The sequence below is a fragment of the Rhodanobacter ginsengisoli genome (assembly GCF_042657065.1).
In the GTDB taxonomy this organism is placed as follows: Bacteria; Pseudomonadota; Gammaproteobacteria; order Xanthomonadales; family Rhodanobacteraceae; genus Rhodanobacter; species Rhodanobacter ginsengisoli.
The window spans coordinates 1,469,122-1,483,415 of sequence record NZ_JBHSNF010000001.1; the positions used below are offsets into that span (position 1 = coordinate 1,469,122).

The 14,294-nt window shown below is 65.7% G+C and carries 12 protein-coding genes; 3 read left to right on the forward strand and 9 right to left on the reverse strand.

What is annotated here, in order from left to right:
- Positions 1 to 304: 304 nt before the first annotated feature.
- The 4 genes from ACFPPA_RS06720 to ACFPPA_RS06735 form a co-directional block, all read right to left on the reverse strand.
- Positions 305 to 2,800, reverse strand: coding sequence for a cation-translocating P-type ATPase (locus tag ACFPPA_RS06720; protein ID WP_377319461.1), 2,496 nt, complete (start codon positions 2,798 to 2,800; stop codon positions 305 to 307).
- A gap of 310 nt (positions 2,801 to 3,110) precedes the next feature.
- Positions 3,111 to 3,602 (reverse strand): flavodoxin family protein, encoded by a 492-nt coding sequence (locus tag ACFPPA_RS06725; RefSeq protein ID WP_377318514.1) that lies wholly within the window; start codon positions 3,600 to 3,602, stop codon positions 3,111 to 3,113.
- Between the two features lie 26 nt (positions 3,603 to 3,628).
- Positions 3,629 to 4,078: a CBS domain-containing protein gene (locus ACFPPA_RS06730; RefSeq protein ID WP_377318516.1), complete on the reverse strand. Its 450-nt coding sequence runs from the start codon at positions 4,076 to 4,078 to the stop codon at positions 3,629 to 3,631.
- A 271-nt stretch (positions 4,079 to 4,349) separates the two neighbouring features.
- A complete protein-coding gene (locus tag ACFPPA_RS06735; RefSeq protein WP_377318518.1) occupies positions 4,350 to 4,859 on the reverse strand; it encodes a CDP-archaeol synthase in 510 nt (169 codons plus the stop codon).
- Positions 4,860 to 5,069: 210 nt separating this feature from the next.
- On the opposite strand from ACFPPA_RS06735, the gene ACFPPA_RS06740 reads away from it, so the two are divergent.
- Together ACFPPA_RS06740 and ACFPPA_RS06745 are read left to right on the forward strand one after the other, a co-directional pair.
- Positions 5,070 to 6,089 (forward strand): CapA family protein, encoded by a 1,020-nt coding sequence (locus ACFPPA_RS06740; RefSeq protein ID WP_377318520.1) that lies wholly within the window; start codon positions 5,070 to 5,072, stop codon positions 6,087 to 6,089.
- Between the two features lie 118 nt (positions 6,090 to 6,207).
- On the forward strand, positions 6,208 to 7,125 hold the full coding sequence (locus ACFPPA_RS06745) for a hypothetical protein (RefSeq protein WP_377318522.1): 918 nt from the start codon (positions 6,208 to 6,210) through the stop codon (positions 7,123 to 7,125).
- An 85-nt stretch (positions 7,126 to 7,210) separates the two neighbouring features.
- Here the strand turns inward: ACFPPA_RS06745 and ACFPPA_RS06750 are convergent, their stop codons facing one another.
- From ACFPPA_RS06750 to ACFPPA_RS06770, 5 genes are all read right to left on the reverse strand, one after another.
- Positions 7,211 to 8,368 (reverse strand): ribose-phosphate diphosphokinase, encoded by a 1,158-nt coding sequence (locus ACFPPA_RS06750; RefSeq protein WP_377318524.1) that lies wholly within the window; start codon positions 8,366 to 8,368, stop codon positions 7,211 to 7,213.
- Positions 8,369 to 8,428: 60 nt separating this feature from the next.
- Entirely contained in the window at positions 8,429 to 9,241 is an 813-nt protein-coding gene (locus ACFPPA_RS06755) for a universal stress protein (RefSeq protein ID WP_377318526.1), read from the reverse strand.
- A 145-nt stretch (positions 9,242 to 9,386) separates the two neighbouring features.
- A complete protein-coding gene (locus ACFPPA_RS06760) occupies positions 9,387 to 10,220 on the reverse strand; it encodes a universal stress protein (protein ID WP_377318528.1) in 834 nt (277 codons plus the stop codon).
- Positions 10,221 to 10,247: 27 nt separating this feature from the next.
- The gene (gene ftsH, locus ACFPPA_RS06765; RefSeq protein WP_377318530.1) at positions 10,248 to 12,149 is read right to left on the reverse strand and encodes an ATP-dependent zinc metalloprotease FtsH; all 1,902 of its coding nucleotides are present in this window, start codon (positions 12,147 to 12,149) and stop codon (positions 10,248 to 10,250) included.
- Between the two features lie 275 nt (positions 12,150 to 12,424).
- Positions 12,425 to 12,808 carry an ArsR/SmtB family transcription factor gene (locus ACFPPA_RS06770; protein WP_377318532.1) on the reverse strand — a complete coding sequence of 128 codons (384 nt, stop codon included), beginning with the start codon at positions 12,806 to 12,808 and terminating at the stop codon, positions 12,425 to 12,427.
- A gap of 190 nt (positions 12,809 to 12,998) precedes the next feature.
- Between ACFPPA_RS06770 and ACFPPA_RS06775 the strand changes: the two genes are divergently transcribed.
- Positions 12,999 to 14,279 carry an NAD(P)/FAD-dependent oxidoreductase gene (locus ACFPPA_RS06775; RefSeq protein WP_377318534.1) on the forward strand — a complete coding sequence of 427 codons (1,281 nt, stop codon included), beginning with the start codon at positions 12,999 to 13,001 and terminating at the stop codon, positions 14,277 to 14,279.
- Positions 14,280 to 14,294: the final 15 nt, after the last annotated feature.

Genomic DNA, 14,294 nt, shown 5'->3' on the forward strand with positions numbered 1-14,294 from the left:
TCCACCGGTCCATGCCTTGCATCGAGGTGCGTCCGAGCTCTTGCAGGATGCTGTCGATGGGGCTGGCAGGCGTCCTGAGAATGCGGTTACCGGCGTCTCGTCAGCGAGCAGGTGGCCGGAGAGACGAGACACCAGACTTCAATGCGGCGAAAACATTCTGAAGGGCTCGTCCGGGTCGCTCATTGATTCAAATCAATGGACGGCGCTGTTCTCGCGGGAGGCAGGCTCGGGCTGGCCCGGCGTGCCGGTCTCTCGTGCTTCGAGGAAATGATCGCTCGTGAGTGATGGCCGGGTGGCTCAGGAGTCAGGAGCTGTCGGTCGACGTGCCGCGGCGAAAAAGCGGGAAGCGGCGTCGCAGCAGATCGAAGCAGAGCACCGAAAGCAGTGGCAGGAGAAGTGCGATCGCCATCAACCCGGGCGGCAGGGGGGCGAAGCGAAACCAGCGCGCGGGCATGTCCACCCAGATCGCGATCATCAACAGGCCGAGCGCCGCGCAGGAAACCAGCCAGAACGCGGCATTCGGCTGCTGCAGTGCACCCAGGATGCTGGTTCCCGAGCGGTTGAGCAGGATCAGGCCCAGATTGCCGGTGACCACTGCCGTGAACGACATCGACGCCAACTGGGCTTGTGGCAGGTCGACATGGCGCCCGTAGGCATAGATGCCGACGACAGCGGCCAGCACGATCAAGCCTTCGGCAAGGCCGCTGAGCAGGGTGGCAAGATCCAGCAGAGGCCGGTTGGGCTGCCGTGGCGGGCGACGCATCACGTTCGCCTCGGGTGGCTCGCGCTCGAACACGATCGAGCAGGCCGGATCGACGATCATTTCCAGAAACACGACATGCACCGGCAACAATACCAGCGGGGCACCCGTGAGCAGGGGAAGCAGGGCGAGGCCGGTGATGGGCACATGCACGGCGAGGACGAAACGCACGGCGCGCAGGATGTTGTCGTGGATCGTGCGCCCGCGCCGGATGGCTTTCACCACGGTGACGAAATTGTCATCCAGCAACACGATGGACGCCGCCTCGCGCGCCACATCGGTACCGCGCCCACCCATCGCAATGCCCACGTGTGCGGCCATGAGCGCGGGCGCGTCGTTCACGCCATCGCCGGTCATCGCCACCACGTCGCCGGCCTGCTTCAGCGCGCGCACCAGGCGCAGCTTGTGCTCCGGTCGCACTCGCGCGAATACGTCGATGCCGGCCGCGCGCCGGCCAAGCTCGTCATCGTCCAGCGCGTCCAGCTCACTGCCGAGCGCGCTGACTCGCGTGCCCAGGCCGGCGGAAGAGGCGACGGCGCAGGCCGTCTGCAGGTGATCGCCGGTCAGCATGACCACGCGCACGCCAGCCTCCCGGGCCTCGGCGATCGCCTCGGGTACGCCATCGCGCAGCGGATCGGCCAGCCCGACCAGGCCACGCCAGGTGAATTGGAATCCATCCGCCGAAGCGGGCAGGGCTTCGTCGGCGTCGGGCCAGGTCGCCTCCGCGACGGCGAGGACGCGCAGGCCGCGCCGGGCCATGTCGTCCACCCGGGCCAATGTCTGGGCGCGCGTCGCGGGCTCGAGCGCACACAGGTCGGCCATCGCTTCGGGTGCGCCCTTGCCGGCGATCTGCAGGGCGGAAAGTTCGGATGAACGCCAGACTTCGACCTTGGCCAGCAGTTCGTCGGACAGCGGATATTCCCGCACATGCTCCCGCTCGTGGCGCCCGGATACGCCGCTGTCTCGCGCGGCAGTCCGGATCGCCTGCTCCATCGGGTCGGTCGAGCGCTGGGGACCCGCCAGGTCCGCGCATTCCAGTGCGCGTCGCAGCGCGGTCGAAAGGCCTGCTCCGGGAGGCGCCGCTTCCGCGCCGAGCGCCAGTTCGGTCACGGCCATGTGATTTTCGGTGAGCGTCCCGGTCTTGTCCGTGCACAACACGGTGATGGCACCCAGCGCCTCGATCGCCGGTGCCCGCCGGACAAGTGCCTGATGGCGGGCCATGCGCCATGCGCCGAGCGCCAGGAATACCGTCATCACCACCGGCAGCTCTTCGGGCACATTGGAGATGGCCAGGGTGATGCCGGCCAGCAATCCCTCCAGCCAGTGGCCGCGGGTGCTGACATAGAGCGCGACCACCAGCGCACAGGAAGCCAGCCCGATCAGGGCCAGAGTGGCGACCACCCGCCGCATCTCGCGCTGCATGGGGCTCAGTTCCTTGCGGATCGAGCGCAGTGCGGCGCCGATGCGCCCCACGGTGGTGTCCGCGCCGGTAGCAATGACTTCGGCCGTGCCCTGGCCGCCAACCACCAGCGTGCTCGCACCAAGCCATTCGCTTTCGCTGTCAGCCATGGCAGCGCCGCTTCGGTGCCGCACCGGCACCGACTCGCCAGTGAGCATCGATTCGTCGACCTGCAAATCGCCATCGCCGAACATGCGGGCGTCGGCGGGTATGCGATCGCCTTCAGCCAGCACGATCACGTCGCCGGTCACCAGCTCGCGCGCGGCGATCAACCGAGTCGTTCCATCACGAAGCACGCGGGCACGCGGGCTGCTGAGGTCGCGCAACGCTTGCAGCGCGTGTTCGGATTTCAGTTCCTGATACGCCGTTACGGCGATCACCAGCAGTATCGAGACGCCCAGTACCGCCGCTTCCTGTGGATCGCCCAACAGCCAGTAGATGGCCGCGGCAACGAGCAAAAGCAGCAGCATCGGTTCGCGCAGAAGGTTGCCGAGCGTACCCAGCCAGCGGGTCCGTTGCGCTCGCGGCAACAGGTTGGGGCCGTTGCGGCGAAGGCGGGCAGCCGCCTCGCTGCTCGACAGGCCCGGAGGCTCGCGGGAAGGGCATGCCTGCCTCTGCCCTTGGCTTCCGTCGCGGCGGACGTCGACGGTGTCAGCCGGCTCTGCTTTCGTTGCATCGGGTGTGCGGCGAGTCATCACATGTTTCTTGTCTCGTCAGGTTTTGCCATCGGCTGGACGGCCACCCCCGGAACTCCACGGAAAACCGGTCCGCCGTAAATCGGGTCGCGCGATTCATGCTTGTCGAATGGCGTTGCACGCCGACCGGACGACTTTCTCGATGCGCAAGGGAACCGTCGGGGTGAATTGCGGATATCCATGCCCCCGTGCTTGTTCACCCGGCCGCTTTCATGGGCGGCAGACTCGATGCAAAGCGCTGCACTGCCTCCCGATAGCTCGCATTCCTTATCTGCTCGGCGGTGACCTCCAGCGTCGCATCGGGTGTGCGGCCACACAGGCTGCTCAGTTCGGCAAATGCCTGCTCTCCGCCACGGCCACCTTCCGTACACACAAAGGCGATTCGGCGTGCCTTTCCCGCATGCTGTCGTGCGTAGCTCCGCACCGGGGCAGCCAGGCGCCCGGCCCAGATCGGGCCGCTCAAGACCAGCAGATCGTAGTCCGCCGGATCGTACCTGCCGGGCTCGATGGGCGGTTCGCGTCGGGTGATGGCGTCGAACAAGGCACGCAGGACACCGCCGAGGCCGTGGCGCGGGTGCGGCTCGCGAATTTCCTCAGCATCGGCGTGGAGCGCGCCGACGACTTCGTCGACGATCCTTCGCGTGTTGCCGGTCATCGAGTAATAAGCCACCAGATTGGGCTTTGTCATGGTAGTTACTCCACGCGGTGGGGTACTCAGGCGCGCGATTTCATCTCATGCACCTGCTCGCGCGTCAGTGCCGCATTGAGCTCGCGCATGTGCGCGCCCAGCGCGGAGTAAATGTCGTCGGCGGTGAGCATGCCCGCCAACCCCCCTTTCTGGTTGATTACGGGCAGGCGCCGCACGCTGCGGGCACGCATCGTCTGGATCGCATCGAATATGTTTTCGCTCTCGGTACATGTGGCCAGGTTCTGGCTCATGATGTCCCCCACCGTGAGGGCTTCGGTGTCGATGCCCACGGCGACCACCGCAACGACGATGTCGCGGTCGGTGACGAATCCGATGGGTATGCGTTCGCCATTCGGCGGTTCGGTGACCACCAGCGCGCCGACATGATGCTTGCGCATGATCTCGGCCGCCTGACGTATGGATACGGCCGCTTCCGTGCTGATGACCTGGCGGGTGCAAATATCAGCGGTGCGCATGAGTTGTCTCCGCGAAGATGGCCCGGCTGGCCACTTGGAAAGAATCGCGCGACCGCGCGGCAGCGGTCTTGACCAGGATCAAATAAACCCCGGCCGTTGCAAGAGCAGCGCCGCTGGGTTCCCGCGGGATGTGGTCGGGTCTAGCGGTAGTCGCGGGTCTCGCCTGCGTCGTGCACACCTGCGGTGATGCGACGGCAGGCTCCGTGTCGGATAGCCATCTCATGATGCTCCGATGACGCGTCCGATCGATTGTCGGAATCGTACTCCGGATTCACCATGGACTCTCCTTGATGCCGAGCCGGAACGCGAGCCGGTTCACTGCCAGATCGCCGACAAAGGTCGCGATCAGGATCACCAGTACGTCGGGCCATGACAGGGCCGCCTGGACGCCCACCAGAGCCAGCGCGCCCAGCGCGAAATCGAGCTGGTCGAACGGCAGCCACGGTTTGCCCGGTGCGATGGCGAGCCGGCGTTTGAGCAGGCTCTTCAGCGCGTCGCCGGCCATGGCTCCCACCCCGAAGCCCAGGCCGAACAGCAGCCAGTGCCCGTAGTCGATACGGCCGATCGGCCATGCCAGTGCCGCCTGCAGGCGCGTGACCAGCACGGCCACCGCCACACCCAGCGCGAAGCCGAGCACGGTCTTGTGGCTGCCGAGCAGACGCTGATGGATCGGCCGGTTCCAGCCTTTCCAGTAGCGCACGAAGGGCGGGGCCATGTTGGCCAGGTAGGCCGGGGCCATGAAGTAGATCAGCGATATCAGATGCAGGGCGAATTCGTTCATGCGGGGCTGTCGCGGCTGGACGCGGTCAGCTTAATCGTCGCCACGGACGCGACCTTGATGGCGATCAAGGCGATGCCGTGCGCTTGACCTGCATCAATACGGTCGGCAACGGGAAGTTCACGATTTCAACCGAGGCTGCACGATCGGCAAATCACTGACAGAAAGCCGTGCGGCAGGCGCCGACATTCGGAGAGGACCGGTGGATATGCGATGAACCCGCCGCTGCGACTGCTGTTGGGAGGCGACGTGATGCTGGGGCGTCTGGTGACGCGGGTGCTGGCGGAGGAGGGCGCGGCGTATCCGTTCGCCGCGATATCGGCACTGATCGCTCGTGCCCAGCTGTTTCTGGTCAACCTCGAATGCGCCTTGAGTGCGCGTCGCCAGCGCTACGCCGGCCCGGCCAAGGCGTTCTACTTCCGGGCCGAACCCGATGCGGTGCGTGTGCTTGAACTGGCCGGGGTGGACCTGGTCAGCCTGGCGAACAACCATGTAATGGACGCAGGCAGCGAAGGTCTGGTCGATACCCTGACGATCCTGGAACAGCACGGTGTGGCCGTTGCCGGTGCCGGTGCGGATCTGGCGAGTGCTGCCGCCGTGCGTCGTCTCGAAGGCGACGGCCAGCAGGTGGGCGTCCTCGCGGTCTGCGATCATCAGGCCGATTTTGCGGCGACCCCGCAGCGAGCCGGCATCCACTACCTCGACCTGCAGGATCGGACCGTGCGAAACGGGCTGGTCGAGCGTGTGCGCACCGAGGCGGCGCAGGTCGACCATCTGGTCGTTTCGCTGCACTGGCTGCCGAACTGGGTGCCGTCCATTCCGGAGGCCTATCGGGAACTGGCGGCCGAGCTGCTGGACGCCGGCGCGCGGGTGCTGTGGGGGCACAGTCCGCACCATATCCTTGGCACCGAATGGCGAGCCGGTGGAGTGGCGATCTATTCCACCGGGGACCTGGTCGACGATTACACGCTGGACGAGGTTTTTCGCAATGATCGGCAATTGTTGTATCTCCTGGACCTCGGCGCCGGCCGGGTCGAGCGGGTATGCGCCTATCCGATCCAGTTACGCATCGGCTGCACCACGCCGCCCGATGCCGATGCACGGATCTGGATAGCGCATCGACTGCGCGATGCCTGCCGCCCACTGGGCAGCGAGGTGATCATGCTGCTGGATGAGGGCTTCGAGATCCAGCCGACCTCGGCCGCGCCGACCGGGGATGTCGCCGGTGGCTGACCCGGCGACATCGCAGCGCGCGGCCCATGCTCCCGGATTGGCGGCGAAGCTCGCCTTCCTGAGCCGGCCGGCAAGTTATCCGGAGCATCCTGCGCGAGTCGAAGCGCTCGAAACGCATATGTCCTGGCTCTTTTTCGCCGGGAAGCACGTCTACAAGCTGAAGAAGCCCTTCCATCACGACATCATCGACTACAGGTCGCCGAGCGCGCGTCGGCGCTACTGCGAGAGCGAGTTTCGCCTCAATCGCCGGCTGGCGGCAGATGTCTACCTGGGCGTGGTGCCGCTGACCTGCGATCGTGCCGGCAGGCTGGCGCTCGACGGTGATGGGCGACCCGTCGACTGGTTGGTGAAGATGCAGCGTCTTGACTCGGCATTGACCCTGGAAAGCCGTCTCCAGAACGGCTCATTCGATGCCGCCGACGCCCGTGGCATCATCGAGCGGCTCGTGCCGTTCTTCTCCGAAGCAGCCCGTCCCCACTGGACGCCTGCCGGTTACACGAGGCGCCTGGCGAAGCTGGTCAAGGTTACCGCCCACGAACTTTCCCGACCGGAATTCGGCCTGGATCGGGCGCGGGTGGACGGGATAGCCACGGATCTGCGCAAACGCATCAGGGCGCATGCGGGCCTGCTCGGCGCACGCGTGCGCGAGGGCCGCATCGTGGAAGGCCACGGCGATCTGCGCCCCGAGCATATCTACCTGACCCGGCCGCCGACGATCATCGACTGCATCGAGTTCGACCGGGCGCTGCGCTTGCGCGATCCCATCGACGAATTGTCGTTTCTGGCGATGGAGTGCGAACGTCTGGGCGAGCCCGCATCGGATGGCTGGCTATTCGATGCCTACGTCGAACTCGGCGATGACGATCCAGCGAGGCCATTGATCGAGTTCCACAAGGCACAAAACGCCTTTGTCCGTGCGAAGGTCGCGATCTGGCATCTCGACGATCCGGACACCGGTGCCGCGGGACCCTGGGTGGCACGCGCCAACGAGTACCTGCGCATTGCCCGGTGCGTGCTGGCGCGATCGGGTGATTGAGCGCTCGGTGACCGGCACCCTCCACTTCGGCCCTTCGCCGAATCCGTCGACGCAGACTCAATCCCCGCCGACGGGCGGCGGTCGATCAGGCGGTCGCCGATTCCTCTCCACGCCACTGTCTTATCGCCCGGGCGAACAGCGGGGCGCTCGCCAATATCTGGACGCGGGCCGCTGCCGGGCTGCCCTCCAGGCGGAAAGGCGAGACGCTGTCGGTCACGACGATGCGATCCAGCACCGGGTCGGCCAATGCCGTGGCGGCGGAGCCGACGAACAGGCCATGGCTGGCGACGGCGAGCACGGCGCGGGCGCCCGCGTCGCGCGAGGCCCGGGCGGCGCGCAGCAGGGTGGTGCCGGTGCCGATCATGTCGTCGACGATGATCACGCTGCGCCCGGCGACATCGGCAAACAGGGTGTCTCCGGATACAACGCCGGCGCTGCGTCGCTTCTCCATCAGGCCCAGGCCCACCGGCCGGTCGTGGGCTTTCTGCATGACCTCACGAAAGGCATCGGCCCGCTTGAGGCCACCGGCATCCGGAGACAGCACGGTGACGTCCTGAGTGCGCATGCCTGCAAGCAGGTGCTCGACGAATAGCTCCTGTGCGTGCAGAAGTTCGGTCCTGCACCGAAAGGCGTTTTCGAATGCCGCCGGATTGTGCACGTCGAGCACGAGCACGCGATCGACTCCGCTGGCTTCGAACATCTGTGCCACGTAGCGCGTGGTGATGGGGTCATGCGGCTTGGTCCGGCGATCCTTCCGCGCATAGCACAGGTAGGGAACGATGGCGGTGACCCGGGCGGCACCCTGGTCGCGCACCGTGGCCAGGAAGAACAGCAATCGGCACAGCTTGTCGTTGCCGCTTTGCTCCCGGTCGGCATAGAGCGAATGCACCACGTAGACGTCAGCGCCGTAAACGCTTTCCAGCGGCCGCGCCTTGTGCTCGCCATCCTCGAATTCACGCTCCTCGATGCCCGCTGGCGGGACACCCAACGCCGCCGCGATTGCTTGTGCCTGCGTGCGGCTGCACCCCAGTCCGAAAACCTTGATCTCCGACACGTTGAGTCCCTCGCTTTCAGCTCGCTGTACATGAACCGGCCCGCGCCGGTTCAAACGTTCCGCCGTGACTGCGTGCTTCCACGGAGACGCGGGCCCATGCGATCGGCCGTGCTGACGCCGAGCGCGATCCGGGTCTCCGCGAATACGCCGGCCAGTCGCCTCGACGTTGCCCGGCCAGGCAATGGCCACGCAGGCTGGATGCATGCCGGGGCAGGGAAGTAGCGCCGCAAGTTTCCGTCCTGCCCGTTCTCAGTGGGAGAGCAACGTGGGCACCCGGGAACGCAGCAACAGATCGCTGGTCACCCCGCCAAGTACCCATTCGTGGAATCTGCTGTGGCCATAGGCGCCGGCGATGATCAGGTCAGCGCCTTCCTCCTCGGCAATGGCGGCGAGCTGGAGCGCATGGTCACCGGTTTCCGGGACGGCCTTGCCTTCGGCCTCAATGCCGTGTCGTTTCAGCCATTGGACGACATCTTCCACGCTCCGGCGGGCCTCGGCGATACCTTCGGCGTCGGCGATCTCGACCACCTGCACGCGGCCGGCGGTCTTGAGGAACACCAGCCCGTCGGATATCGCCCGACGCGCTTCCGGGGCATCCTTCCAGGCGACGAGGACATTCCGCGCGGTCAGCCTGTCGATACCCGCCGGAACGACCAGCACCGGGCGTCCGGCCCGCATGACCAGATCGCCGGCATCTACCCCGGATGTGCCGCCTCGCTCCGCTCCGGTGATCACCAGATCGGCACTGCGCACCTGGCTGGCGAGCTGACCGATCGGCGGGCTGCTGGTCACGATGGCGTGCCATTCGACATGGCGGCCGGGCTGTTCGAGTGCGGCGCGGAATCCGGACTCCGCAGCGGCCATGCTTCGTTGTATTTCCTGGCGATCGAGTTCGAAAATATCGCCCGATACGCCTCGCACTGCGTAGCCAAGATAGAATTGCCGGCCGGCACTGACCCCGATGACGGCAGCGCCGGAACGCTCGGCGAGATCTCGCGTGGCCGCCAGCAGATGCGTGTTGTCGCGGTGCGGCTCGAGGTAGACCATCAACGTCGAATACATGACAGTTCCCCTCCAGGGAAGTTGTTCGAATTCCCCGTGAACGACTTGAAGACTGCGGCTTTTCCGCGGCTGGCGTATTGATTTGAATCAAGCCCGCTGGCCGCCCGATCGTGGCGGTCCACCGGGAGACATGCGTGCTCCGGTCTCAATGCCGCATGAACACCGGTATCCCGGCATGATTCAGCACGTGGCGCGTGGCGCCGCCGAGCATCCACTCGCTGAAGCGCGTGCGGCCCCAGGCACCCATCACCAGCAGGTCGGCGCCGTGTTGGTCGGCGGCATCGAGCAGGGCCACGCCCGCATCGCGCCCGCTCGTGACCAACGGATGCTGCTCGACCTGGGCGCCGTGCTGACGCAGGTAGTGGAAAATGTCGAACTCGGGCCGCCAGCTGATTTCGCTGACACTGAATTCGGGCCGGCTTTCGCCTTGCAGAAGCAATACGCGTTTGGCGCGCCGGATCAGCGGCAGCGCCGCATGGATGGCCCGGACCGCTTCCGCCGCGCCGTTCCAGGCCAGGGCGATACAATCGAGCGAAAACGCTTGCTCGTATCCCGTGGGAAGCATGATGCATGGCAGTCCGGCCGTCAGCAGGATGCGGCTGATGGCAGGTGTCGTGCCCCATGGCGCGTTGGCGGTGCGCTCGAGTACCAGCAGGTCCTGCCAGTTGCCGATGCGCTCCAGTACGCTCGGAAGGTAGCCCGTGGCCACTTGCCAGGCGGCACGCGGCACACCCGACCCGGTTGCCCTGGCGATGAAGGAGTCGCCGGCAGCGAATGCGTCGTCCTCCCGCGCACGGATGTCTTCCAGCAGGTTTTCCATCACCCCGGGTGCATCGTATGGGGGCATCGTGGTCATCGGTGACACGCAGACGTGGAGCCCCGTGAGGGTGGCGTCGAATGTGGCGGCGAGGCCTGCGGCATAGGTCACGGCGGGTGACCAGTCCTGGAGCTTTTCCGTGTAAACCAGAATGTCTTTCATGGCACTGACTCCCGCGTCGAGTGAGTTTCAGGTGGGTGTGGCGGCATGGTCCGGCGGCTTGTGCCGATCGACCGGCAGGACGGAAGCCGCGTGGTCGGCGGGTGCTGCCGGGCCGGTCGGTGTGGGCATGCCTTTCAACAGTTCCGCAAGTTGCTCCCCGGACAAGGTTTCCTTGTCCAGGAGCTGGACGACGGCTTCGTCGAGCAGCGCACGCTCACTGGCCAGAATGCTGCGTGCCTGGATAAACGCCATGTCGATCCGTTCGCGGACCGACTTGTCGATCAACGCCGCCGTGGACTCGGCATAGCGTGGCGGCTTCCAGGTTTCGATGCTGTTCCCCAGCAGGGGTGTCGGATCGGATTCGTAACTGACCTGGCCCAGTTCGGAGACCATGCCGTAACGCAGCGCCATGCTGCGCGCGATGTCGGTGGCCTTGGCCAGATCGTCGGCGGCGCCGGTGGAGATGTCGTCGAATACCAGCGATTCGGCGGCTCGCCCTCCCAGCAGGACCGTCATCCTGTTGTTGAGCTCGGCACGCGACATGAGGAACCGATCTTCGCTCGGGCGCTGGAGCGTGTAGCCGAGGGCCGCGATGCCACGGGGGATGATGGAGACCTTCTGCACGTGATCGGAGCCGGGCAGCGCCAGGGCAACCAGGGCATGGCCCAGTTCGTGATAGGCGACGGTCCGTCGTTCATGGGTACTGAGTACCCGGGTCTTCTTCTCGAGTCCTGCCACCATCCGCTCGATCGCCTCGTTCAGGTCCGCCTGCTCGACCGCGCCTGCACCACGACGCGTGGCGAGCAGTGCCGCTTCGTTGATCAGGTTGGCGAGGTCGGCGCCGGTGAAACCCGTGGTGAGCGAGGCGATTTCCTCGAGCGAAACCCTTGTGTCGAGCGTCACCTTGCGCGCGTGCACGCGAAGTATCGCCAGGCGACCGACCTTGTCCGGGCGATCCACCAGGATCTGGCGATCGAACCGGCCGGCGCGGAGCAGGGCGGGGTCGAGAATTTCCGGGCGATTGGTTGCCGCCAGCAACACCACGCCGCTGTGTACGTCGAAGCCATCCAGTTCGGTCAGCAGCTGGTTCAGGGTCTGCTCCTTCTCGTCCTGGCCGCCGCTGACAGGCGAGATGCCGCGTGCGCGGCCGAGTGCATCCAGCTCGTCGATGAAGATGATGCAGGGTGCCTGCTGCTGCGCCTGTTCAAACAGATCGCGCACGCGCGCCGCGCCCACGCCCACGAAAAGCTCGACGAACTCCGAGCCGCTGATCGAGAAGAACGGCACGTTGGCCTCGCCGGCGACGGCCCGGGCAAGCAGCGTCTTGCCGGTGCCGGGCGGCCCGACCAGCAGCACGCCCTTGGGCACGTGGGCGCCGAGCCGTCCATAGCCTTGCGGGTCCTTCAGGAACGCAATGATCTCCTGCAGTTCGTCCTTCGCTTCGTCCACTCCGGCGACGTCGGCGAACGTGGTCGAGATCGACTTCTCCATGAATATTCGGGCCTTGCTCTTGCCGACGGCCAGCACGCCGCCCTGGCTCTGCGCCAGGCGTTGCGACAGGAACAGCCAGAAGCCGACCAGCAGGGCGATCGGCAGCAGCCAGCCCAGGATCTGCTGGAACGCACCGGGCCCGGGTTCCCCGCGATACGTGACCCTGGCCTGGTTCAGCGCCTGGACCAGTTCGGGTGCGACCCGCACCGCCTTGAAACGCCGTGGTTGACCATTCGGCCCCGGTGTCTTGTAGGTGCCTTGCACGCTGGTATCGGAGACGGTCACGTCGGCAATGTCGCCGGCTTTCAGCGCCGTCTCGAACTGGCTGTAGGGGATGACTTCGACCTGGAATCGCTCGGTCATGTAGTCGTGCACCAGCATCACCACGGCAATCGCGATGAAGGCATACCAGAGGCTGAAGTGCTGTTGCCGATTCATTGACGCTCGACCCGATCCCGAGTGAGGGCACTGTCGCCACGCGGCATGCACGGGGCAGCCGCGGCTTGCAGGCGCGTGCCGGCCGGGATGCGAGGAGGTGAGCCGGCAATCGCCGAGTCATGGTCGATGTTCCGCTGTCGACGGGTATTGATTCAGGTCAATCGGAACAGCGGGAGCCCGCGGGCATGACGGAAGACCGCCAGGCGCGACCGGATCCGGCCACGGCGGGCCATCCCGAACGGTGAATGCCCGCGCGACAAGACCGCAACAGCACGCTAGGGTGCGCCCGTCTTCCTGTTGCGCCTGGCCCTGGTCGGTGCGGTTGCGCACAGCGCGTTGTCCGGCGGCGCACAGTAGATGCCGTAGAGCGTGGCGATGATCTGTTGCGTGGGGCCGTGCTCCAGCGTGTACCAGATGGTCTGTGCCTCACGGCGTGTCTGTACCAGACCTTCCTCGCGCAACTTGGCCAGGTGTTGGGACAGCGCCGACTGGCTGAGGTCGGGCAACTGCTCGTTGATCTGGCCGACCGACATCTCCTGGTCGATCAGCAGGCACAGCACGCGCAGCCGCTGTGCATTGCTCAGCGCCTTGAGCAGCCGGGAGGCATCCCCGGCGCGGGCCTGCATCGCGATGAGCTGCGGATTGGCTGGCGGTGACATCGTTTCATCTCCCGGGCAGGGGCTGCCCATCGCATCTCGCACAGGCTTGACTTTAGCATTCTCTTCTAATTAAGATAAATCTAATTTAGATATATGTGTTGTTCCGTGCTGATTGACCGGAGTCAAGAAGCCGCGCGGCACGAATGGCCATCCTGAAGTACCAGAAAGACAGACCGGCGGGGTTGACGCAATGGCACACATCATCGTTCTCGGCGCAGGGCTCGGCGGCATGGCCGCCGCCTACGAAATCAGGGCCGCGGTGGGTCAGGAACATGCCGTCACCGTGGTTGGCGAAGGTCCGCATTTCAATTTCACGCCGTCCAATCCATGGGTGGCGGTGGGCTGGCGCAAGCCCCAGGATATCCGCCTTGAGGCGGCCGAACCGCTGCGCGGAAAGGGCATCGAGTTCATCGAGGTGCCGGCCGAAGCCGTGCTGGCCAGCGAAAACCGGGTGCGCCTGAAGGATGGGCGCGTGCTGGATTACGACTATCTGGTGATCGCCACCGGCCCGCGACTCGCGTTCGACGAGGTGCCGGGACTGGGTCCGGCCGAAGGTTTCACTCAGTCGATCTGCACCGGCGAGCACGCGCAGTCGGCATGGGAATCCTATCAGGCGTTCCTTGACCATCCGGGGCCGATCGTGATCGGTGCGGTGCAGGGCGCCAGCTGTTTCGGACCCGCCTACGAGTTCGCCATGATCGTCGATGCGGATCTGCGCAAGCGCAAGCTGCGCGACCGCGTACCGATGACCTTCGTGACCTCGGAGCCGTACGTCGGTCACATGGGCCTGGGCGGCGTGGGCGATTCGAAGGGGCTGATGGAATCGGAGATGCGTCAGCGCCACATCAAGTGGATTACCAATGCCCGGGTCAGCGCGGTGGAGCCGGGCAGGATCAAGGTCGATGAAGTGGACAGCAAGGGCGCGCCGGTGCAGTCGCACGAACTGCCGTTCGCCTATTCGATGCTGCTGCCGGCGTTCACCGGCGTGCCGGCCGTGCGCGGTGTGGAAGGACTGGTCAATCCGCGCGGATTCATCCTCATCGACGAACACCAGCGCAATCCGACTTGGCGCAACATCTTCGCGGCAGGCGTCTGCGTGGCCATTCCGCCGGTGGAAGTCACGCCGGTACCCACTGGTGCGCCCAAGACCGGCTTCATGATCGAGTCGATGGTGACCGCCATCGCGCACAACCTGCGCGATCTGCTGGCCGGTGGCGAGGCGGCCGAACGCGCCACCTGGAACGCCATTTGCCTGGCCGACATGGGCGACACCGGCATCGCGTTCGTTGCGTTGCCGCAGATCCCGCCACGCAACGTGACCTGGGCCAAGACCGGCAAATGGGTCCACCTGGCCAAGGTCGCATTCGAGAAGTACTACCTGCGCAAGATGCGTACCGGAAACACCGAGCCGGTGTACGAGAAATACGTCATGAGGCTGCTGGGCATCCTGCGTCTCAAGAACCGCGACTAAGCATTGCAACAACGG

Coding starts and splice junctions, on each gene's coding strand:
- ACFPPA_RS06745 (WP_377318522.1), top strand. CDS start 6,208: ATGTCCTGGCTCTTTTTCGCCGGGAAGCACGTCTACAAGCTGAAGAAG.
- ACFPPA_RS06740 (WP_377318520.1), top strand. CDS start 5,070: ATGAACCCGCCGCTGCGACTGCTGTTGGGAGGCGACGTGATGCTGGGG.
- ACFPPA_RS06770 (WP_377318532.1), bottom strand. CDS start 12,808: ATGTCACCGCCAGCCAATCCGCAGCTCATCGCGATGCAGGCCCGCGCC.
- ACFPPA_RS06760 (WP_377318528.1), bottom strand. CDS start 10,220: ATGAAAGACATTCTGGTTTACACGGAAAAGCTCCAGGACTGGTCACCC.
- ACFPPA_RS06725 (WP_377318514.1), bottom strand. CDS start 3,602: ATGACAAAGCCCAATCTGGTGGCTTATTACTCGATGACCGGCAACACG.
- ACFPPA_RS06735 (WP_377318518.1), bottom strand. CDS start 4,859: ATGAACGAATTCGCCCTGCATCTGATATCGCTGATCTACTTCATGGCC.
- ftsH (WP_377318530.1), bottom strand. CDS start 12,149: ATGAATCGGCAACAGCACTTCAGCCTCTGGTATGCCTTCATCGCGATT.
- ACFPPA_RS06755 (WP_377318526.1), bottom strand. CDS start 9,241: ATGTATTCGACGTTGATGGTCTACCTCGAGCCGCACCGCGACAACACG.
- ACFPPA_RS06775 (WP_377318534.1), top strand. CDS start 12,999: ATGGCACACATCATCGTTCTCGGCGCAGGGCTCGGCGGCATGGCCGCC.
- ACFPPA_RS06730 (WP_377318516.1), bottom strand. CDS start 4,078: ATGCGCACCGCTGATATTTGCACCCGCCAGGTCATCAGCACGGAAGCG.